This is a genomic window from Rhizobium sp. NLR22b (assembly GCF_019685295.1).
Taxonomy (GTDB): Bacteria; Pseudomonadota; Alphaproteobacteria; order Rhizobiales; family Rhizobiaceae; genus Rhizobium.
This window is the reverse complement of the sequence record NZ_JABDWM010000005.1, coordinates 283,453-305,055: the sequence shown is the minus strand read 5'-3', so window position 1 is coordinate 305,055 and position 21,603 is coordinate 283,453. Positions and strand designations below refer to the sequence as shown.

Annotated in this window: 20 protein-coding genes and 1 pseudogene; 18 read left to right on the top strand and 3 right to left on the bottom strand. The window is 61.5% G+C overall.

Going from position 1 to position 21,603, the window contains the following annotated elements; all coding sequences use genetic code 11:
• Positions 1–549 precede the first annotated feature (549 nt).
• On the bottom strand, positions 550–1,755 hold the full coding sequence (gene carA, locus HJC00_RS11365) for a glutamine-hydrolyzing carbamoyl-phosphate synthase small subunit (RefSeq protein WP_210631588.1): 1,206 nt from the start codon (positions 1,753–1,755) through the stop codon (positions 550–552).
• 269 nt (positions 1,756–2,024) lie between these two features.
• Here carA and HJC00_RS11360 point away from each other — a divergent pair, with 269 nt between their 5' ends.
• Positions 2,025–2,480, top strand: coding sequence for a GatB/YqeY domain-containing protein (locus tag HJC00_RS11360; RefSeq protein ID WP_210630528.1), 456 nt, complete (start codon positions 2,025–2,027; stop codon positions 2,478–2,480).
• Positions 2,481–2,483: 3 nt separating this feature from the next.
• On the opposite strand, the gene HJC00_RS11355 is transcribed toward HJC00_RS11360, so the two are convergent.
• Positions 2,484–3,374 carry a hypothetical protein gene (locus tag HJC00_RS11355; protein ID WP_221164024.1) on the bottom strand — a complete coding sequence of 297 codons (891 nt, stop codon included), beginning with the start codon at positions 3,372–3,374 and terminating at the stop codon, positions 2,484–2,486.
• Positions 3,375–4,043: 669 nt separating this feature from the next.
• Here HJC00_RS11355 and dnaG point away from each other — a divergent pair.
• From dnaG to HJC00_RS11280, 15 genes and pseudogenes are all read left to right on the top strand, one after another.
• A complete protein-coding gene (dnaG, locus tag HJC00_RS11350) occupies positions 4,044–6,041 on the top strand; it encodes a DNA primase (RefSeq protein WP_221145652.1) in 1,998 nt (665 codons plus the stop codon).
• Positions 6,041–7,909 (top strand): DNA helicase RecQ, encoded by a 1,869-nt coding sequence (recQ, locus tag HJC00_RS11345; RefSeq protein WP_221164023.1) that lies wholly within the window; start codon positions 6,041–6,043, stop codon positions 7,907–7,909. Before dnaG ends, recQ begins: the two co-directional genes overlap by 1 nt.
• A gap of 90 nt (positions 7,910–7,999) precedes the next feature.
• The gene (locus HJC00_RS11340) at positions 8,000–9,187 is read left to right on the top strand and encodes a glycine C-acetyltransferase (RefSeq protein WP_210630532.1); all 1,188 of its coding nucleotides are present in this window, start codon (positions 8,000–8,002) and stop codon (positions 9,185–9,187) included.
• A gap of 204 nt (positions 9,188–9,391) precedes the next feature.
• Positions 9,392–10,429: an L-threonine 3-dehydrogenase gene (gene tdh / locus HJC00_RS11335; protein WP_210630533.1), complete on the top strand. Its 1,038-nt coding sequence runs from the start codon at positions 9,392–9,394 to the stop codon at positions 10,427–10,429.
• A gap of 38 nt (positions 10,430–10,467) precedes the next feature.
• Positions 10,468–10,635, top strand: a pseudogene (locus tag HJC00_RS11330) (GFA family protein); the annotation flags it as partial.
• Positions 10,636–11,108: 473 nt separating this feature from the next.
• Complete coding sequence (rpoD, locus tag HJC00_RS11325) at positions 11,109–13,166, top strand: RNA polymerase sigma factor RpoD (protein WP_210630535.1); 2,058 nt, start codon at positions 11,109–11,111, stop codon at positions 13,164–13,166.
• A gap of 302 nt (positions 13,167–13,468) precedes the next feature.
• Positions 13,469–13,762 (top strand): GYD domain-containing protein, encoded by a 294-nt coding sequence (locus HJC00_RS11320; protein ID WP_221156790.1) that lies wholly within the window; start codon positions 13,469–13,471, stop codon positions 13,760–13,762.
• A gap of 75 nt (positions 13,763–13,837) precedes the next feature.
• Positions 13,838–14,932 carry a DUF930 domain-containing protein gene (locus HJC00_RS11315; RefSeq protein WP_221164033.1) on the top strand — a complete coding sequence of 365 codons (1,095 nt, stop codon included), beginning with the start codon at positions 13,838–13,840 and terminating at the stop codon, positions 14,930–14,932.
• A gap of 103 nt (positions 14,933–15,035) precedes the next feature.
• Entirely contained in the window at positions 15,036–15,197 is a 162-nt protein-coding gene (locus HJC00_RS11310) for a hypothetical protein (protein ID WP_221124041.1), read from the top strand.
• A complete protein-coding gene (locus HJC00_RS11305) occupies positions 15,194–15,979 on the top strand; it encodes an APH(3')-II family aminoglycoside O-phosphotransferase (protein WP_259672227.1) in 786 nt (261 codons plus the stop codon). Before HJC00_RS11310 ends, HJC00_RS11305 begins: the two co-directional genes overlap by 4 nt.
• A gap of 164 nt (positions 15,980–16,143) precedes the next feature.
• Complete coding sequence (locus HJC00_RS11300; RefSeq protein WP_221164022.1) at positions 16,144–16,938, top strand: AraC family transcriptional regulator; 795 nt, start codon at positions 16,144–16,146, stop codon at positions 16,936–16,938.
• A 237-nt stretch (positions 16,939–17,175) separates the two neighbouring features.
• Positions 17,176–18,066, top strand: a complete 891-nt coding sequence (locus HJC00_RS11295; RefSeq protein WP_221156786.1) for a DMT family transporter — start codon at positions 17,176–17,178, stop codon at positions 18,064–18,066.
• A 2-nt stretch (positions 18,067–18,068) separates the two neighbouring features.
• A complete protein-coding gene (locus tag HJC00_RS11290) occupies positions 18,069–18,767 on the top strand; it encodes a B3/4 domain-containing protein (protein ID WP_221124044.1) in 699 nt (232 codons plus the stop codon).
• Between the two features lie 81 nt (positions 18,768–18,848).
• On the top strand, positions 18,849–19,247 hold the full coding sequence (locus tag HJC00_RS11285) for a DUF427 domain-containing protein (protein WP_221145642.1): 399 nt from the start codon (positions 18,849–18,851) through the stop codon (positions 19,245–19,247).
• A gap of 87 nt (positions 19,248–19,334) precedes the next feature.
• Positions 19,335–19,565, top strand: coding sequence for a DUF6894 family protein (locus HJC00_RS11280; RefSeq protein ID WP_020921849.1), 231 nt, complete (start codon positions 19,335–19,337; stop codon positions 19,563–19,565).
• 216 nt (positions 19,566–19,781) lie between these two features.
• Here the strand turns inward: HJC00_RS11280 and HJC00_RS11275 are convergent, their stop codons facing one another.
• On the bottom strand, positions 19,782–20,027 hold the full coding sequence (locus HJC00_RS11275) for a DUF6894 family protein (RefSeq protein ID WP_085778853.1): 246 nt from the start codon (positions 20,025–20,027) through the stop codon (positions 19,782–19,784).
• Positions 20,028–20,159: 132 nt separating this feature from the next.
• On the opposite strand from HJC00_RS11275, the gene HJC00_RS11270 reads away from it, so the two are divergent.
• Together HJC00_RS11270 and HJC00_RS11265 are read left to right on the top strand one after the other, a co-directional pair.
• The gene (locus HJC00_RS11270; protein WP_221156784.1) at positions 20,160–20,879 is read left to right on the top strand and encodes a Crp/Fnr family transcriptional regulator; all 720 of its coding nucleotides are present in this window, start codon (positions 20,160–20,162) and stop codon (positions 20,877–20,879) included.
• A gap of 66 nt (positions 20,880–20,945) precedes the next feature.
• Positions 20,946–21,557, top strand: a complete 612-nt coding sequence (locus HJC00_RS11265) for a DUF922 domain-containing Zn-dependent protease (protein WP_259669986.1) — start codon at positions 20,946–20,948, stop codon at positions 21,555–21,557.
• Positions 21,558–21,603: the final 46 nt, after the last annotated feature.

Sequence of the window (21,603 nt, the reverse complement as noted above, 5' to 3'; positions counted from 1 at the left end):
AAGATGGGGGCGATCAAACTCTAGCTCGGCCCGGCATTCGCAAGAACGTCGACCTGCCATTTCACGATCCGTCCCCCATCGCCGGAGAAGGATGGCCGTCCTCTCCGGCGCTTCTTTATCTCAACAAGAAGCGTGGAAATCATAAGACAAGCTTTTCCGGGTTAGATTGAAGCATTCTGCCGGAGCAGGTTTTCGTCAGGGCGAAGGCGATTGGTGACGGGCATACCCCAGGTACGTCCGAGCCAATCGCCTTTGATCCTGGCGGAAACATGCCCGGCCCACCGGCCGCACCGCTTCGCCGTGGGCGAAGCGACAAGTGCGTCCGGCGATTCCAAGGTCTTGCAGATTTGCCAAGCAAATCTGCGGGAGGGTTGGCTGAAACGTGCCGGCTGATCGACCGGCCGGCTTGGCCGTAGAACTGGGCTACGACGCGCGCCGGCCGGTCGACCATCCGACTCCGTTTGAGCCAACAGAATGATTCAATCTAACCCGGAAAAGCTCTAGTGGCTGCCGGTTTAACGCGCCCCTGCCAAATCGGCACTCTCGAAATCACCGCTCTGCGAGCGCCGGTTCGCCCTTTTTCTCGCGCACCATGTTGACGAAGCGGCGGAAGAGATAGTGGCTGTCCTGCGGGCCGGGTGAGGCTTCCGGATGGTGCTGGACGGAGAAAACCTGCTTGCCGAGCACGCGCAGGCCGCAATTGGTGCCGTCGAAAAGCGAAATATGAGTCTCTTCAACGCCATCGGGCAGCGACTTCGAGTCGATCGCGAAGCCGTGATTCATCGAGACGATCTCGACCTTGCCCGTCGTGTGATCCTTGACCGGGTGATTGGCGCCGTGATGGCCCTGATGCATCTTTTCGGTCTTCGCGCCCAATGCGAGGCCGAGCATCTGGTGGCCGAGGCAGATGCCGAAGACCGGGATATCGGTCTTAACAAGCGTCTTGATGACAGGCACGGCATATTCGCCGGTTGCCGCTGGATCGCCGGGACCGTTCGACAGGAAGATACCGTCCGGCTGCAAGGCGAGCACGTCTTCGGCGCTCGTTGTTGCCGGCACGACGGTCACCTTGCAGTCGAGGCCGGCAAACAGGCGCAGGATGTTGCGCTTGACGCCGTAATCGAGGCAGACGACGTGATATTTCGCATCCGCCGCGCCGAGTTCGCCGTAACCTTCGTTCCAGACCCACGGCGTCTGCGCCCATTGTGAGGACTGGCCGGACGAGGCGATCTTGGCGAGATCGAGACCTTCCAAGCCGCTCCAGGCCTTGGCTTCGGCCTTCAGCGCCTCGATGTCGAAGACGCCGTTGGGGTCGTGGGCGATCACCGCGTTCGGAGCGCCGTTCTCGCGGATCCAGGCGGTGAGCGCACGCGTGTCGATGCCGCAAAGGCCGATGATACCGCGGGCCTTCAGCCACTGGTCGAGATGCTTGGCGGCGCGGTAGTTTGAGGGGTCGGTAATGTCGGCCTTGAAGATGACGCCGACGGCGCCGTGGCGGGCCGCAGGGGTCAGGTCCTCGATATCTTCGTCGTTGGTGCCGATATTGCCGATGTGGGGAAAGGTGAAGGTGACGATCTGGCCCAGATAGGAGGGGTCGGTCATAATCTCTTCGTAGCCGGTAAGCGCCGTGTTGAAGACGACTTCGGCCTGGACCTTGCCGGTGGCACCGATGCCCCTGCCTTCGATCACCGTGCCGTCGGCAAGAACGAGCAGGGCGGTCGGCTTTTCAGTTGTCCAGGGTGCTGTTGCGGTCATCTTCATCCCGTTTCCGGCGGCCGATGCGCCTAGCCGCGCTCGTCGCCATTTGATCTCGCAGGCGTGTGGGCACGGCAATGCCGCGCGCTTCAGGCCTGATCACGAATTTTGGTGCAGGTGGCGGTAAATAGCCACGCAATCGCTCAGCGTCAATCTTTGTAGCCGGGATTGCGGCCGTTTTCCTGCGCTTTATCGCGACGACGGCGCAATTTATTTGATCCGTCGCATCGGCGTGGTTTATGAAGCGGCATCAAAAAAGGAGTGAAGACATGCTGCGCGATCAACTCGCCACCCAGCTGAAAGAGGCGATGAAGGCCAAGGATTCGGAGCGGCTGTCGACCGTTCGGCTGATTCAGGCGGCCATCAAGGACCGCGACATTGCCAATCGCGGCGCCGGCAAGGAGCAGGCGAGTGACGACGAGATCCTGCAGATCCTCGCCAAGATGGTGAAGCAGCGCGACGAATCGGCAAAGATCTATGAGGAGAATTCCCGACCGGAGCTCGCTGCCAAGGAGCGTGCGGAAATCGCCGTCATTCAGGACTTCATGCCAAAGCAGCTTTCCGACGGCGAAGTGCGCGCCAATATCTCGGCGATCATCGCGGAGACGGGTGCCGCCGGCGTCAAGGACATAGGCAAGGTGATGGCGGCGCTCAAGGAGCGTTATGCCGGCCAAATGGATTTCGCCAAGGCATCGGCAACCGTCAAGGAGCTTTTGAACGGATAAGCATCAGATGGCCCGTCTCGCCTGCGGCTCTCGATGGACCGCAGGTCCGAGCACAGCCTCGGCGGCGGCATCGACGATGGCAAACTTCGCCGCCTGATAGTTCCAATATTCGAGGATGAAGCGGCGCGACAGCCAGAGGTCGCCCTTGCGCGAAGGTTCTGTCCAGCCGACGCTTTCCATGGTCGCGGCCTGGGTCAGAAGCCGCTTCAGGTGGGTATTGGAAATCATGAATTGTTCGCGGAGCTCCCGGAGCGACAGGGGACCGATAACGACGCGCTCGGCCGTGCGAGGAAATTGCGGAAGGCGGGAGATCAGGTAATCCATCACGAGTCCGCCGGAATTCGCCCGGTTGAAGAGGTTGAAGGTGGGGCCGGGATTGCGCACGGACTCACTGCCGATGATCGCCCTTGCGATCCGCGGCTGAATCGCAGCCATTGTTGCGGAGGGGGCGGCGGTGATCTGGTCGGCGCGTTCGCCGCCGTCGAGGCTGTCGAGGATCATCATATGGGTGACGAGCCATCGGGTGAAATGCTGTTCGGCAATTTCGGTCGGTTCCAGATAGCGTGTGCGCTTGTCAGGTCCGGGCACCACACGCAGGAAACGATAGGCCAGCATTTCCTGCATGAAGGCTGCGGCCGTGTTGCGGCTGGCAATGTCATTCTTGACTGCGAAATCGACAAAGCGGCCGGAATAGAGGCCGCCGCTCTGGCCGTCGTCGGGATGACCGTAATGAAGTGCGAAGCCGGCATGGGCCATCAGCCAGCGCTGCTGCGCGGCGAAAATCGATGCGATGCGCGGGCTCTCGCGATAGATCGCAAGCAGTTGATTGACGCACTGTAGGATCGCAGCGAGAAAGCGATCGTCTGCTGCAAGATTTTCCGCGGTGAAAGCCATTGGGGAAGGGTCCAGGGGTTCGGCGCATACATCTTTCATGCACGCGCCGTCTGTCAACGGTTTTGTCGATAAGCGGTTAATTTCAAAGGGAGAGTTGGCAAACAGAGCCTAAAATTTAAGAAGGCAGGAGCTGGGGGCGCTCCTGCCTTCTTGCTCTTTGCTCCCGCCGGCAATGCAGGGCTGAGGCCCAAGCCGGAGGGTATTTGCAAAGGCACCCTTGCGAAGCGGCGCCGGGGGTAGGGATGGTGCTTCGCTCGGGGATCGCTTTGTTGGGATCGAACCTATGGCGGTGCGGTTCTCCGTTCAAATTACAAAAAAATAATGATTGCCGGAAACGGCGCTTCGAGCGACCTTGAGGCGAAGGTTCGGTTGGCGCCGCGCGGATCAAGAGGCGCGATCGACCTTGGTGATAAAAGGCTGTTTTGAAACATTTTAATTCGATTTCGTGTTTCGCCAGCACTTATGTCGCAACTGTTGCGGTGGCCGACCCCAGGCTGTTCGGCGACTATAATGTCGCACCCCTGTCGCAGGGGTGGTCACGCGTTGTTGATTGGATAACCGACGCCGCCACCGTTGGATGCACTTGCCTGTGAATAGCGGGTTTTCCCGACGAGTTTCGTGGCATGGTGCGGCAAAGCAGCTTATATGGAGTTTGGCCAAGAGGGATAAATGCGCTTTTCCAACACCTTTCTCGATGAGATCCGCGACCGCGTTCCGATTTCGAACGTGATCGCGCGCCGCGTCAGCTGGGACAAGCGCAAGACCAATGTCTCGCGTGGCGACTACTGGGCCTGCTGCCCGTTCCATGGCGAGAAATCGCCGAGCTTCCACTGCGAGGACCGAAAGGGTCGGTATCACTGCTTCGGCTGCGGCGTCACCGGCGATCACTTCCGCTTCCTGACGGAGCTGGAGGGCTTGAGTTTTCCCGAGGCCGTGCAGCAGATTGCCGACATGGCGGGCATGCCGATGCCGCTTGTCGATGCCGCGATGGAGAAGCGCGAGAAGGAGCGCGGCTCGCTGATCGACGTCATGGAAATGGCGACCAGCTTCTTCCAGGACCAGCTGCAGACGGCCCATGGCGCAAAGGCGCGCGCCTATCTGCGCGATCGCGGGCTGACGGGGCGAACCATTGAGACCTTCCGTCTCGGTTATGCGCCTGACAGCCGCAATGCGCTGAAGGAATTCCTCGCCGGCAAGGGTGTTTCCAAGGAGCAGATCGAGGCCTGCGGCCTGGTCGTTCATGAAAACGTGCCGGTCTCCTACGACCGCTTCCGCGACCGCATCATGTTTCCGATCCTCTCGTCGCGGGAAAAGGTGATCGCCTTTGGCGGCCGCGCCATGTCATCAGATGCACCCGCGAAATATCTGAACTCCAACGAAACCGAGCTCTTCCACAAGGGCAATGTCCTTTACAATTTTGCCCGCGCGCGTCGCGCCATACAGGGGCTTGGCCGCGGCGATCAGGACGACAATGCGAGCGGCACCATCATCGCCGTCGAAGGTTATATGGACGTGATCGCGCTCTATCAGGCGGGCATCGAAAACGCCGTTGCGCCGCTCGGCACGGCGCTCACCGAAAACCAGCTCGAGCTGCTCTGGAAGATGGTGCCGCAGCCGGTGCTCTGCTTCGATGGCGACGGCGCCGGCATCCGCGCCGCCAATCGCGCCGCCGAACTGGCGCTGCCGCATCTGAAGCCCGGGCGCTCGGTCCGCTTCGCGCTTCTGCCCGACGGCAAGGACCCTGATGATCTCGTACGCGATGAGGGGCGCGCGCCGTTCGACAAGGTGATGAGCCAGGCAAAGCCGCTTTCGGAGATGTTGTGGAGCCGGGAGATCAACACCGGCAAGTTCGATACGCCCGAGGCGCGCGCCGAGCTCGAAGCGCGGCTGAAGCAGCTTGTGGCCGTCATCGCCGACGAAAATGTGCGCCGCCATTACCAGCAGGATATTCGCGACCGGCTGAACGCCTTCTTCCAGCCGCAGTTCCAGAACCGCAACAATGGCGAGCGGCGCGGTTTCAGCGGCAATTCCCGGAACGGCCGTGACAATGCGGCCAAGGCAGGACCGAAAAGCCCCAGCCTGATTTCCGACCGGCTCGCCCGCTCGGGCCCCGTGCGCGGACACCGGGACAATACGGCGCTGCGCGAGAGCGTGCTGGCGCTCACCATCGTCAATCATCCGGCCCTGATGATCGACGATTATGACGAGATCGCCGCGATTGAATATGACAGCCGGGAGCTGCAGCGGCTCTGGTCGGCGATGCTCGGCGCAGCCGCTGCCGTCGCCGGGCCGCATCTGACGCGCGAATATCTGACTGAACGGCTGGAATTCGAAGGCTTCGGTCCGCTTATCAAGAGCCTCGACCAGCAGGTGCGCAATGCGAGGCTGTGGACGGCGACCGAGGAGGCGGCGATGGAGGATGCCCGTGAGGGCTATCGTCAGGCGCTCGCCTTCCACAAACGGGCGAAGGCGCTGCGACGGCAGAAGATGGAACTCGAACGCGAGATCGCGCTGGCGACCGAAGCCGGCGACGGCGAGGCGATCGTTCAGCTGATACGGGCGCAGCAGGAAGTGCATCTTGAAGGCGTACGCCTCGAGAACCAGGAGGCGATCATCGACGGCTTCGGCGTGCTTTCCGGCCGTGTCAAAGGGGCGGCGAGCCACTGATGCCGCTCAGCGAACGCAATGAGCCAGGCTTTTCCGCTTCCGATGCGCTGTTTTCCGCCGGCCGCTCGCCGCTCGACGTCCTGAAGCAGGTCTATGGTTATTCCTCCTTCCGCGGCAAGCAGCAGCAGGTGGTCGAGCATATCGTTTCGGGCGGCGATGCCGTGGTGCTCTTTCCGACAGGTGCGGGAAAATCACTGTGTTTCCAGATTCCGGCGCTTTGCCGCGACGGCGTCGGCATCGTCGTCTCGCCGCTGATTGCGTTGATGCGCGATCAGGTGGAGGCGATGAAGCAGCTCGGCATCAGGGCTGCGGCACTCAATTCGTCGCTGTCGCGCGAGGAGTTCGTCGAGGTTCGCCGGGCGCTTTCGGCGGGAAAGCTCGACCTCCTCTACGTGACGCCCGAGCGCATCCTGACGGACGGTTTCCGCGAGCTGATCGCCAGTGAGAAGATCGCGCTGTTTGCGATCGACGAAGCCCACTGCGTCTCGCAATGGGGCCATGATTTCCGGCCGGAATATCGCGAGCTCGGCCGCCTCGCCGAGCAGTATCCTGATGTGCCCCGCGTGGCGCTGACGGCAACGGCGGACCCGCATACGCGTGACGATATCATCGAGCGGCTGGGGCTCGGCAATGCCGAAATCTTCACAACCAGCTTCGACCGGGCGAATATTGCCTATGAAATCGTCGAGCGCGACCAGCCGCGCCAGCAGCTCCTGCGTTTCCTCTCCGGCCACAAGGGCAACAGCGGCATCGTCTATTGCCTGTCGCGCGCCAAGGTCGAGGATACGGCCGACTGGCTGAACGGGCAGGGCATCCGTGCGCTGCCCTATCACGCCGGCATGGACCGGGCGCTGCGCGACGCCAATCAGGATGCTTTCCTCAAAGAAGAGAACCTCTGCCTGGTCGCCACAGTCGCCTTCGGCATGGGCATCGACAAGCCGAATGTGCGCTATGTCGCCCATCTCGACCTGCCGGGTTCGGTGGAGGCCTATTATCAGGAAACCGGGCGCGCCGGCCGAGACGGGCTGCCGTCCGAGGTCTGGATGGCCTATGGCATGGCCGACGTCATCCAGCGCCGCCGCATGATCGACGAGGGCAATGCCGCAGACGAGATCAAGCGGATCGAGCGCGCCAAGCTCAACGCTTTGCTCGCGATCTGCGAAACCGCCTCCTGCCGCCGGCAGGCGATCCTTGCCCATTTCGGCGAGGCGCATGCCGGCCAATGCGGCAATTGCGACACCTGCCTGAAGCCGGTCGAGACCTGGGAAGGCACGGATGCGGCGATCAAGGCGCTCGCCGCCGTCTACCGCACCGGCGAGCGTTTCGGCGCCGGTCATGTCATCGATGTGCTGGTCGGTAACATCAACGAAAAGACCGAGCGTTTCGGCCATGTGAATATGCCGGTCTTCGGCGCCGGCAAGGACATTCCGGCGCGCACCTGGCAATCCGTCTACCGCCAGCTGCTCGCCATGGGGCTGATCCGTATCGATCATGAGGCCTATGGGGCGCTGAAGCTGGAGCCGGAGGCGCGCGCCGTCTTCAAGCATGAACGGCAGGTTTTCTTCCGCAAGGATCGGCCGGCCTCGGAACGGCGCACGAAGAAGGCCGAGCGCAGCGAGCGCAAATCGGGCCTGACGGGCGCCGACGGGACGCTTTTCGAGGCGCTGAGAGCCGAGCGCATGGCGATCGCCAAATCGCTCGGCGTGCCGCCTTATGTCGTCTTTCCCGATACGACGCTCATTGCCTTTGCGACGGAGCGGCCGCGCAGCCGCAAGGAATTGCTCGGCATATCCGGCGTCGGGCAATCGAAGCTCGAGCGTTATGGCGACGCTTTCCTGGAGATCATTCTTTCGCATGACACGGATTGAACGGACCTGCTGATTTTGGTGCAGCGAGAAGACAAGCAAGCAGCGATATGCTAACCCGATTGCTATAAAAAACGTCAGGAAGGGCCGCCCATGACCTCGCCATTTCTTTCCCATCTCCGGGCCGAAATTTCGGCGCTCAGGGATGCCGGCCTCTACAAGTCAGAGAGGGTCATCAGTTCCAAGCAGGCGGGCGAGATTGCGATTTCCACCGGCGAGCGGGTGCTGAATTTCTGCGCCAACAACTATCTCGGCCTTGCCGACAACGAGGAACTGGCCGAGGCCGGCAAGAAGGCGCTCGACCGCTACGGCTACGGCATGGCTTCGGTGCGCTTCATCTGCGGCACGCAGGAGGAGCATAAGCAACTCGAAGCCCGCATTTCCTCCTTCCTCGGCATGGAGGATACGATCCTCTATTCCTCCTGCTTCGATGCCAATGGCGGCCTGTTCGAGACGCTGCTTGGCGAAGAGGATGCGATCATTTCCGACGCGCTGAACCATGCCTCGATCATCGATGGCGTGCGGCTCTCCAAGGCCAAGCGCTTCCGTTACGCCAACAACGACATGACGGCGCTGGAAGAGGAGCTGAAAAAGGCCGAAGGCAGCCGCTTCAAGCTGATTGCCACCGACGGCGTCTTCTCCATGGACGGCATCATCGCCAATCTCGGTGGCGTCTGCGATCTCGCCGAGAAATACGGCGCCATGGTCATGGTCGACGACAGCCATGCGGTTGGTTTCGTCGGCAGGAACGGTCGCGGCTCGCCGGAACATTGCGGCGTCGAGGGCCGGATCGATATCATCACCGGAACGCTCGGCAAGGCGCTCGGCGGCGCGTCCGGCGGTTACACTTCGGCGAGAGCCGAAGTCGTCGAATGGCTGCGGCAGCGTTCGCGGCCCTATCTGTTCTCGAACACGCTGGCCCCCGTCATCGCTGCCGCCTCGCTCAAAGTATTCGACCTGATCGAAAACGGCGATGCTCTACGCAAGCGCCTTGCCGACAATGCCGATCTCTTCCGCAACGAGATGACGAAGCTTGGCTTCACCCTTGCCGGCGAAGGCCATCCGATCATTCCGGTCATGTTGGGTAATGCAAAGCTCGCCCAGGACATGGCGGGTCTGATGCTGAAGAAGGGGATCTATGTCATCGGCTTCTCCTTCCCCGTCGTGCCGAAGGGCCAAGCCCGCATCCGCACACAGATGTCGGCGGCGCATTCGAAGGCGGATGTGGAACGGGCGATCGCGGCCTTTGCGGAAGCTGGGCGGGAACTGGGTGTGATTTGAGGAGGCTTCTTCTCCCTTCTCCCCACCGGGGAGAAGAAGTCCGTCAGGACAGATGAGGGGGCGAGCGAAGCGAGGTTTCGAGCGGTAAGCGAGAAACAATATTGGATTTGGGCGGCGTGCCGTGTGGCCCCTACGGGCACCTTCTCCCCGCTGGGGAGAAGAGGGAATAGCGAAGTCTGCGCCAAGCAAAGGTGGGGTAGTTGAATGTCGAACATGATGAAGGCGCTGGTCAAGTCGAGGCCCGAGGTCGGGCTCTGGATGGAGAATGTGCCGGTGCCGGAGGTCGGGCCGAACGATGTGCTGATCCGGGTGAAGAAATCGGCGATCTGCGGCACCGACGTTCATATCTGGAATTGGGACCAGTGGGCGCAGAAGACTATTCCGGTGCCGATGGTCGTCGGTCATGAATTCTCCGGTGAGATCGCCGAGGTCGGTTCGGCGGTCACCCGCTATCATGTCGGCGAGCGGGTCTCCGGCGAGGGGCATATCGTCTGCGGCAAGTGCCGCAATTGCCGCGCGGGCAGGGGGCATCTCTGCCGCAACACGCTGGGGGTCGGCGTCAACCGGCCGGGTTCCTTTGGCGAATTCGTCTGCATTCCCGAAAGCAATGTCGTGCCGATCCCGGACGATATATCCGACGAGATCGCCGCGATCTTCGACCCCTTCGGCAATGCCGTGCATACCGCGCTTTCCTTCGATCTCGTCGGCGAGGACGTGCTCGTCACCGGCGCCGGCCCGATCGGCATCATGGGGGCGCTCGTCGCCAAGCGTTCCGGCGCTCGCAAGGTCGTCATCACCGATATCAATCCGCATCGTCTGGACCTGGCGCGCAAGCTCGGTATCGACCATGTCGTCGACGCATCGAAAGAAAATCTCGCCGACGTGATGAAGGCGATCGGCATGACGGAAGGGTTCGACGTGGGGCTCGAAATGTCGGGCGCAGCACCCGCCTTCCGCGATATGATCGACAAGATGAACAATGGCGGCAAGATCGCCATTCTCGGCATTGCACCGGCCGGGTTCGAGATCGACTGGAACAAGGTGATCTTCAAGATGCTCAATCTCAAGGGCATCTATGGCCGTGAGATGTTCGAGACCTGGTACAAGATGATTGCCTTCGTCCAGGGCGGCCTCGATCTTTCGCCGATCATTACCCATCGCATCAAGATCGATGATTTCCGCGACGGTTTCGAGGCGATGCGGTCGGGCAATTCAGGCAAGGTCGTGATGGATTGGATGTGAGGAGGACGACATGCTCTATGGAAGCTGTCATTGCGGTCAACAGGCACGTCATCCGGCATCATTTCTGCGCCAAATGCGGCATCGCACCCTTCGGCGAGGGCGTGGCCCCTAATGGCTCGGCGATGGCTTCGATCAATCTGCGCTGCATTCCCGCTGTCGATCTCGGCGCACTGAAGGTGACGCCCTATGATGGCGCTGCGCATTAGCCCGCCGATACCCGCCCGGAAAGAGGGAAATATATCCCCGTCGCAACTGCGTCAAAAAGCTGAAACAACGGGCGCGGCGAGCAAAATCTCGGCCGCCCTTGTCTTTTGTTTGCTGCTTCTTAAATAAGGTTCGCAATCGCAGCCGCGGTTCAAAGCCTGTGGATAAGGCTTTTTCCGAGTTTTCGCGGGCTTTTTTGCTGGAAAAGCTTGACGAGAACAAAAAATGTGGGAATCACCGTTCGACTTGTTGAAGCGGTGAACAGGGTCAAGGCGGATCGCGCAACCATGGCCGGAAATCCAAAGGCAAGAAAACTTTGCTGTCCGGTGCCGGCGATCGTGGTTAATCAGACTTTAAATGTCATCCCGTTAGGTGGGCTCAGGTGATTGAAGGGCGACGCGAGCGGCGCGTCAGGCCCTGAGACGGCCCATTCACCGTAGCGAGATTGGATAGCGTCAGGAAGGCGACGATATAAATGGCAACCAAGGTCAAAGAGAACGAAGACGCGGAAGTCGAACGCGACGGCGCAAGCGACGGCCCTCTTCTCGATCTTTCCGACGACGCGGTCAAGAAGATGATCAAGGCCGCCAAGAAGCGCGGCTATGTGACGATGGACGAGCTGAACGCCGTCCTGCCGTCCGAGGAAGTGACCTCCGAGCAGATCGAAGACACGATGTCGATGCTGTCGGACATGGGCATCAACGTTATCGAGGACGAGGAAGCCGAAGAGGCTGGTGCTTCCGGCAGCGGCGATGACGATGACGCCGGCGGCGATGAGGACAGCGAAGGCGGCGAACTCGCGCCTTCGGCTGGCACCGCGCTGGCGACCGCCAAGAAGAAAGAGCCGACCGACCGTACCGATGATCCGGTGCGCATGTATCTGCGCGAGATGGGCTCGGTGGAGCTTCTGTCGCGCGAGGGCGAAATCGCGATCGCCAAGCGCATCGAAGCCGGCCGCGAGACGATGATCGCCGGTCTCTGTGAGAGCCCGCTGACCTTCCAGGCCCTGATCATCTGGCGCGACGAACTCAACGAAGGCACGACGCTGCTGCGCGAGATCATCGATCTCGAGACGACCTATTCCGGTCCGGAAGCCAAGGCCGCGCCGCAGTTCCAGAGCCCCGAGAAGATCGAGGCCGACCGCAAGGCGGCGGAAGAGAAGGAAAAGACCCGGCGCGCCCGCTCCGGTGACGACGACATTACCGATGTCGGCGGCGAAGGCCTGCCTCCTGAAGAGGAGGAAGAAGACGAGGACGAGTCCAACCTCTCTCTCGCCGCGATGGAAGCCGAGCTGCGCCCGCAGGTCATGGAAACGCTCGACATCATCGCCGAGACTTACAAGAAGCTGCGCAAGCTGCAGGACCAGCAGGTGGAGCAGCGCCTCGCGGCCACCGGCACGTTGTCTTCCGCCCAGGAGCGCCGCTACAAGGAGCTCAAGGACGAGCTGATCAAGGCGGTCAAGTCGCTGTCGCTCAACCAGAACCGCATCGACGCGCTGGTCGAGCAGCTCTACGACATCAACAAGCGCCTCGTGCAGAACGAAGGCCGCCTGCTGCGCCTGGCCGAATCGTACGGCGTCAAGCGCGACTCATTCCTCGAGCAATATCAGGGCGCCGAGCTCGATCCGAACTGGATGAAGTCGATCGGCAATCTGGCCGCCCGCGGCTGGAAGGAATTCGCCAAGTCCGAGAATACGACGATCCGCGACATCCGCCAGGAGATCCAGAATCTGGCGACGGAAACCGGTATTTCGATCTCGGAATTCCGCCGCATCGTGCATATGGTGCAGAAGGGCGAGCGCGAAGCTCGCATCGCCAAGAAGGAAATGGTCGAAGCGAACCTTCGCCTCGTCATCTCGATCGCCAAGAAGTACACGAACCGCGGTCTGCAGTTCCTCGACCTCATCCAGGAAGGCAATATCGGCCTGATGAAGGCGGTCGACAAGTTCGAATACCGTCGCGGCTACAAGTTCTCGACCTATGCGACGTGGTGGATCCGTCAGGCGATCACCCGCTCGATCGCCGACCAGGCCCGCACGATCCGCATTCCGGTGCACATGATCGAGACGATCAACAAGATCGTCCGGACCTCGCGTCAGATGCTGCACGAGATCGGCCGTGAGCCGACGCCGGAAGAACTGGCCGAAAAGCTCGCCATGCCGCTCGAAAAGGTCCGCAAGGTCCTGAAGATCGCCAAGGAGCCGATCTCGCTCGAAACCCCGGTCGGCGACGAAGAGGATTCACACCTCGGCGATTTCATCGAGGACAAGAATGCGCTGCTGCCCATCGACGCCGCCATCCAGGCGAACCTGCGTGAGACGACGACCCGCGTTCTCGCCTCGCTGACGCCGCGCGAAGAGCGCGTGCTGCGCATGCGCTTCGGCATCGGCATGAACACCGACCACACGCTGGAAGAAGTCGGCCAACAGTTCTCGGTCACCCGCGAACGTATCCGCCAGATCGAAGCGAAGGCGCTGCGCAAGCTGAAGCATCCGAGCCGCTCGAGAAAGCTGCGCTCCTTCCTCGACAGCTGACGCTTCGACAATGCCGTCATGAATTGGAAAAGCCGGGTTTTACGCCCGGCTTTTGCTTTTATGATTAGTACCAATGATCCCGGCGGCTTCTTGTCGCCTGGTGGTGACAAGCCTATAATCCGGCCGCGGGGGAAGGATCGATCGCAACGTGCGAGGGGCGACATCTGCCTGCATGGCCAACTTCCGTCGGGTCCAGATGATTGCAGGCCTTGCCGGCCTGAAATCCGAATCCGGATCTCATCCAGGAGAGAGCATGATGTCGTCTGCTCACCTTTTCGGCACCACGCTCTGGGAGGTGCGATATGACCACTTATATTCTTTTGATCGATTGGACGGACCAGGGCATCCGCAATGTCCGAGACTCGCCGAAACGGCTGGACGCGGCGAAGAAATTGCTCGCCAGCGTCGGCGGCTCCTTCAACCAGTTTTTTCTGACAATGGGCGGGCACGACATGGTCGCCGTCTGCGAGGCGCCCGATGATGCCGTCATGGCGCATTTCACCCTGTCTCTGTCCATGGGCGGCAATGTCCGGACCGAGACGCTGAAGGCCTTTCCGGAGGCGGCCTATCGGGATCTGATAGGTTCGATCAGCTAGACCGAGCCACAATCAGGTGGCGACAACGGCCCCGCCGGCCCATCAGCCGGGCGGCGATCACGAGGTTTTTTGCTTTTGCGGCTTGATGCTGCCGGCTTTAAAGGCCACATCGCTGCTGTGACAGACGAAGTGGACCTGGCAGAGACGACTCACGAGACGGTAAAACGGCGGCCCGAAATCCGCTGGGGGATCGGTGTGTCCGTGCTTCTGCATGTCCCCATCGTTGCGCTCCTGATTTTCGGCCTGCCGAAAATCGAGCCGAAGCCGCCGGAGGACGAGAGCGTGAAGGTGGAGCTCGTCCCGCCGCCGGAGGAAAAGAAGCCGGAAGAGAAGAAGCCCAAGGAAAAGCCGCCGGAGCCGAAGCCGCCCCAAGAGGCTAAGAAGGCGCCTCCGCCACCACCACCGCCACCTCCGCCGGCAAAGAAAGCTGTCGAGCCAGCCAAGCCGAAGCCCATGCCAACCCTCAATCCCGTTACCGAATTTGGAATTAGGAATAGCGGTCCTGACAAAGCCTTGGCAGGGAATTCTTCTCAAGGTGAAAAGAAAGCTGCAACAACTCTACCCCGGCACGATGATGCATCGGCGCAGAAGTCGACGCAGACGGTAGTGGCAGAACCAAAAACTGAGGAGCCGCCATCCAAACCCGTGCCAGAGGATGTGAAACTGCCCGAGGTGGCTGCGATGGACGTTTCTCCGAAGCCCACAGGGCTGCCGACGGAAGCCTCCGGCGAAGCCAATACGACGATCGAGCCGGCCAAACCGCCTGAGCAGAACATTGCCGATAAGCCGACAACCCTGCCTGAAACAAAGGTTCTCCCCGAGGCGAAAACGCTGTTTTCTCGGGCGGCGGATAGCAGTTTATTTGCGCAAACGGCGATGGACGGCCTTTCGCGCAAACAGCGAGTGGCGACGCTTTGCACCACCGAGCTGCAGGGCCAGCTTGTTCACGGCTCGCCGCCGTATTTCCCCTCCGCATTGCCGAGTTTCGGCTTGCGGGCGGGTACGATTCTCGACGTGAAGGATGCAGCCTTTGGCACAGCCAAAGGCTGGTTCCAGGTTCGTTTCCGTTGCGAGGTGGATGAGGGAGCGACCAAGGTGGTGTCCTTTGCTCACCAGGTGGGTGGACGAGTCCCCCGCAGCCAGTACCCGAAATATGATATCGATGACTAAAGCGCGCCGCGATCTTCGTCGTCTCGCAACCAGCCACGCGCAAGGAACCCTGCCTAACCTCTCCTCGTTGGCCGTGATGGTACGGTGAAGAAGGGACAATGATATGTCGAACGAGATCGAGCGTTTTCTTGAGCGTCAGGATGAAGCCATCAGCGCGCTGTTCCTGGAAAACAAGGGTGACGAGCTGACCGATATCCTGGTGGCGGCGCTCGAAGAGGCGTTCGAGATCCTGCTCGAAGCAGCCCCCGCCGAAACGCTGCATTGACATCTTTCGAGAGATTGCCACGTCGGCTTGCTGCCCAGCTGGCCCGCTACCGGATGGAGCGGGCTGCGCTCGGCCGTTCGGCGGCGAGCGTCTTTCGCCTGGAAGGCGAGGGGCTGCCGGCGCTTTATCTGAAGGTCGAGGCGGCGGGGCCGTTCGGCGAACTTGCCGACGAGGCGGCCCGGCTCTCCTGGCTCAAGGCTTGCCGCCTGCCATGCCCGCAGGTGATCGCCCGGGAAAGCGACGGCGAGCACAATTGGCTGCTGGTGAGCGCGCTGCCGGGAAGCGACCTTGCCTGCGCCTCGGCGCTGACGCCGCTTGCGCGCGTCGAATTACTGGCGGAGGCACTGCTCGATCTTCATCGCCTGCCGATCACCTCCTGTCCGTTCGACCACCGCCTGGAAAAACGCCTGCCGGTAGCCAAGGCGCGCATGGAAGCGGGAATCGTCGATGAAGAGGATTTCGATGCGGCCCGGCTTGGCAAGAGCGCTGCCGAACTTTTCGCTGAGCTTGAGAGCTTAAAGCCGGGCAGCGCGGATCTCGTCGTCACCCATGGCGACGCCTGCCTGCCGAATTTCGTCGCCTCCGATGGCCAATTCTCAGGCTATATCGACTGCAGCCGCCTCGGCGTCGCCGATCGCTATCAGGATATCGCGCTCGCCTGCCGCAGCATCGCCTATAATTTCGGCGAGGCGCTGGTTCAGCCCTTTCTCGATCGTTACGGCCTGCCGGCGCCTGATCCGGCAAGGCTCCATTACTATCAGCTGCTCGACGAGTTCTTCTAAAGCATGTCGCGCAAAAGTGTGCAGCGGTTTTGCGAGAACGACATGCGTAAAAACAAAGACCTAAAGCGCGGAGAGCGAATCTGAAAGATTGCGACGCACTTTAGACGGTTGCGTCATCAAGGCGCGGCTGGCAGAGTTGCCGGCATCGGACCTGCGGGTGTGAAATGCCGAAAAACCAGTTCAGGATGCTGCGCTCTGCGTTTCCAGGTGTCGAAGCGGTGGAAGCCGAAACGCCTCACAGTTTCGCCAGGCACACGCATGAGCAGTTCGGCATCGGCCTCGTGTCATCGGGGGCGCAGAAATCGCTGAGCGGGCGCGGCGTGGTGGAGGCCGAGGCCGGCGATATCATCACCGTCAATCCGAACGAGGTGCATGACGGCGCGCCGCTCGGCGAGCGTCGGTCGTGGCGCATCCTCTATTTCGATCCCGAGATCGTCACCGGCCTCTCGCAAGAGATCGGGCCAGGGCGCTCGGAAATCCCGCATCCCGTCATTCGCGATGCGGCGATCGCCGCCCGCTTCGAAACGCTGTTTCGCGCGGCGACCGCGAGTGCTGCCGACGGGCTGCTTTGCGAGGAACTGCTTCTTCAACTCGTCGCCGATGTCATGCGGGAAGGCGGCGACCGCGAGGAGAGGCCGCCGGTGCCGGCATCCATCCGCGCGGCGCGGGACCTGATCGATGACGATCCTCTTGCCGCCGTCTCGCTTGCCGATCTTTCCAGGGAAAGCGGCCTCAGCCGCTTCCAGGTGCTGCGCGGCTTCGCCAGGGCGACGGGACTGACGCCGCATGCCTACCTCGTGCAGGCCCGCATTCATATCGCCCGGCGGCTGATCGCACAGCGCACGCCGCTTGCGGAAGCCGCCTTTGCCAGCGGCTTTGCCGACCAGAGCCACATGACGCGTGTCTTCGTGCGCAAATACGGCCTGTCGCCGCGGCTTTACGCCGGCGCTTTTCTCTGAGCGGTGAGACCCAGCCACCGGCCGTCGTCCTTCGAGGTGCTTCGGCCTGCGCGCCTCAGAGGACTGGTCGTGGGTGCCGCGGCCCGCGACCTCACTCCAGCCTTATCCTGAGGTGCCCTGCAAGGGGCCTCGAAGGACGGGGCTGGCCACCTTGCTTTGGTTCGTACGCCTGCAATTTCGTTCAAGACCCCGACCGGTCGCTGCTGTTTCCTCGGCGCATCCAATCGGAGGCACAGAATGTCGAGACAGGTTCAAGGTTATTTCTATCTGGCGCTGGCCATGCTGACGGTCGGCAGCACTGTCATTGCGAGCAAGATCATCGCGTCAGGACTGCCGCCCTTCACCGCCACCGGCTTGCGCTTCGCCTTCGCTCTTCCCGTCTTTTTCCTGCTGATGCGGGCAAGCGGTGCGCGGTTGCCGAAGCTCTCCGGGCATGACCGTCTCATTCTCGTCATTCAGGCCGGCGCCGGCAGTGTCGGGTATACGACGCTGCTGATATCGGGTCTCAGCCTGACCTCGGCCGCCGATGCCGGCGTCATTATCGGCACGCTGCCGGTGGTCTCGGCGGCGGTTTCGATCCTGCTGCTGCGCGAACGGCCGGGTCGCGCCCTGCTGCTGGCGGTCGCGCTGGCAAGCGCCGGCCTGTTTTCGATCGCCTTCACGCCGGGGGCGACCGGCGGCTCGCTTGCCGGCAATCTGCTGATTTTCCTCGCGGTCATCTGCGAGGGCTTGTTCATTCTCTTGAACAAGCGGCTGACGGCCGAGATCCCGCCCGTTGCCCAGTCGATGCTGATGACCGGCATCGGCTTCGTCGTCTCGATCGTTCCGGCGATTTTCGAGGCGCCCCTTCATGGGTTTTCCGCAAGCGCTGCCGCTGCCGTCGTCTATTACGCCCTGGTGCCGACCGTCGGCGGCTTCCTGCTGTGGTATGCAGGGGCAGAGAGGGTGAGCGGCATGGAAGCCGCGCTCTTCACCGCGCTTGCGCCCGTTTCGGCCGTCATGCTCGCTTTCGTCATTCTCGGCGAGCAGGTCGGCTTCAGCCAGATTGCCGGCATCGCCTGCGTGCTGGCGGCCGTGTTCGGGCTCGCCTTTGTAGGAAACCACAGGAAATTCATCGAAGGAAAATGATCATGCAGTTCAGCCATTCCAACGCGATTTGGCAGGCTTTTCCGCAGCTTCGCGCCGGAGCGCTTTATGCCGAAGGCATTCATGCGTCGGCAGACGTCGAAGAGGCGGTCGCAAGTTTCAGCGCGATTGCCGATGCTCGCCTCGCTGAAGCCCAGGAAAGCGAGTTCCCGGAGATCCAGGCCTGGCGGCGCGGCTTTTCCCGCATGGGCTTGAAGCCGACGCAGTATCGCTCGGCCTCCGAGGCGCTGCTGCGCCGCTTCCGTCAGGAGCGCGCGCTGCCGCGCCTTCATCCGCTCGTCGATCTCTGCAATGCGATTTCACTCGCCTTTGCCATTCCTGTCGCCGTCTTCGACACGGAAAAAATTGTCGGCGATCTGCAGGTGCGGCACGCAACGGGACATGAGACCTATCTCACTTTCGGCGGTCAAAGCGAACATCCGGAGCCTGACGAAGTGATCTTCGCGGATAGCGAAGGCAGAGCGCATGCGCGCCGCTGGACGAACCGGCAGAGCGGGCTTTCGGCGGTGCGGGCGAGGACGCGCTCGGTGCTGGTCGTCGCCGAGGCGCTGCACGCCGGCGCCGGCGAGGAAAGCGCCAGGCTGGTTGCGACGCTCGCGGATGCGCTCGCGCGTCACTGGTCGGTGACAGTGGCGACCGCCGCCCTCAGCCACGCATCACCGCGTTTCGAATTCCAGGCATGAGGGGAGGAAAGGTCAGGGGCTTGGGCCGGCGGCATGCGCGCCCTATCTCAGGGGCATCGCCATCTTCTGGAGACGAACCCGATGTTGGACAAGTCGATCAAGATTCCGGGGCCGGACCATCCGATCACCGTTGAGCACAATCCCTGCCGCGTTGTCATCACCGTCGGCGGCCGGACGATTGCCGATAGCCGCAACGCGCTGACGCTGCGCGAGGCTTCCTATCCGCCGGTCCACTATATTCCGCGCAGGGATATCGACATGTCGCTGCTTCAGCGCACCGATCACGCCACACATTGCCCCTACAAGGGCGATGCCTCCTATTATAGCATTGCTCTGGGTGGCGAACGCTCCGAGAACGCGGTGTGGACCTACGAAGCCCCGCATGCCGCCGTCAGCAACATCAAGGACCATCTCGCCTTTTATCCCGACCGTGTCGACGCAATCGAGGAATTGGCTTCGCCCGAGGCCGGCGCCTTCTGAGGATTGCCGGACGGCGGGCGCTGAAAATCGTTCGGGCGGAACCTGTCGCCTCCAGCATCGTTAGGGGCATCATCGAAGGAGCATGCCGTGCCGAAATTCCACTTCCAGCTCTTCGATCGCGATGGTGTCGGCACCGAGACCGGATACGAATTCGAATCCGTCGAGGCTGCCAAGGCAGAGGCGCGAAGGGTCCTCGCGGAAATGGCAGCCGAAGGCCTGCCGACTGCGCCTTTGAACATGCTTTCGGTCGAACTTTTCGACGAAAGCCGCAAACCGCTTGCCGAAATTCGGCTGATTCTGGAAGAGATCGCGAAATAGAAGCGATCGGAATTCGACAGGAGGAATGGCTGTCGACGCCTCCCGGGCAATCGCGGAACTATGTCAAATTTAATTGCCGCCTGCCGGCGCGGGGTCTTAATGCATGTCGCACGGAAGTGTGCGGATGACGACATGCATGAAAGCAAGGAGCTAGAGCGCATTTATCGACCGAGTCGATGTGATGCCTATAGGGGACCCGGCGGCAACCAGAGGCCGTCATCGGATGACGTCGAGCCATTCATTGCTGAAGACGAGACTGGCGACTGTGACAGGATCGCCGCGCTCGTCGCGGACCGTGACGGCAATCGTCATGCGGTCACCTGCGGGCAACTCGTCTCGGGCCACGTCCAGCAGGATGCGGGTCACCTCTTTGGGGATGTCTTCACGAGATTTGAGCTCGGTGCCGTGCTCGTCGCGGGTCGGACCTTCCCCGTTATGTAGATCGAAATAGTAGCGAGCCATGTTCTTTCCTGCGCGTCAGAGAAGAAATAACCAATGAAGACAATTGTTCCCGAGGCTAGACGTTGATTTTTATAGAAAATACAGGTCGCACCGAGAGGGTCCCGAGCCATCGCGATAGCGGGAGACAGGACCGTGATTGAGTCCCTGTTGCTGAACCTTGGAAGCCGTGATGTGCTGTCGAGCGAAGAGGAAAACCTTCTTCGGTCGATCCTCGTCAAGGACAGGCAATTCGCCGTCGGAGAAGATCTCGTTTCCCAAGGCAGCCGGCCGCCCTTCAGCACGCTGCTGCTCGATGGGTTCGCCGCGCGCTACAAGGTGATGGCGGACGGCAGCCGGCAGATCACCGCTCTTCATGTTGCCGGCGACTTTGTTGACCTTCATGCTTTTCCCGTCAAGGTAATGGATCATGGCATCGTTGCGCTCTCACCCTGCCACGTCGCCTTGGCCGATCATGCCGACTTGAGGGCGATCACCGAGCGCATGCCGCATTTGACGCGGCTGCTTTGGCTCGACACGCTGGTCGATGGCGCTATTCACCGGGAATGGATCGTCGCCATGGGGCGGCGCTCCAAACGCGCCCAGATCGCCCATCTCGTCTGCGAACTCTTCATGCGGCTGAAGGTCGTCAGGCGGACCCAGGGCGAAAGCTTTCAGTTTCCGCTGACGCAGATCGAGATGGCTGACGTGCTCGGCATATCGGTGGTCCACCTCAACAAGACGCTGCAGGCGCTCAGGCGCGAGGGCGTCTTCACCTGGGAGAACCGAACGATCACCATCGTCGATTGGGAACGTCTGCAGGAGATCGCCGAATTCGACCCCGCCTATCTCAGCATCTCCCGGGAGCCGCGCTGATATCACCGGCATCGCATGCGCGTTGAAAGGGAGGAACGGCGCCGTTAGGCTGGCGGAAATCACTTGATGGGGCGGTGCGTGACGAAGACTTTTCTACCCTACGTATTGGCGGCGGTTTTCGCGGCGGGACCGGCTGCGGCGCAGACCGAATGGCAGGCGGTCGAGGAGGTGCGGCCTTATTCGATTTCAGGCAAGACCGGTGCCGAACTGTATGAATCGATCGGGGCACAGGGCCCCAAGGCCGGCGATACCGGCAGGGTCATTGCGCATACGACGTTCAAGCTTACCTGGACCCGCAAATACGAGCCGCAGGGCAATGCCTGCGTCATCGTCACCAACCGGCCGAAGCTCATCATCACCTACACGCTGCCGAAGCCTTCAGCCGCGCTGCCGGCAGACGTCAAGAGCAACTGGGATGGCTTCATTTCAGGCGTTGCCGCACATGAGCGGGTGCATGGCGAAACCATCAAGGACATGGTTAGGGAAATCGAGGCGATGAGCGTCGGCCTCACGGTCGCCGACGATCCGGATTGCCAGAAGATCAGGGTCGAGCTGACGCGGCGGCTCGGCGAGATTTCCGCAAGGCAGCGCCAGCGCGGCCGCGACTTCGACAAGGTCGAAATGGGCGACGGCGGCAATATCCAGCAGCTCATTCTCAAGCTGGTGAATGGACCCTGAGAGGGTGGCGGGCATGGATCCCCACACGAGCATGCGCCTGCCCCAT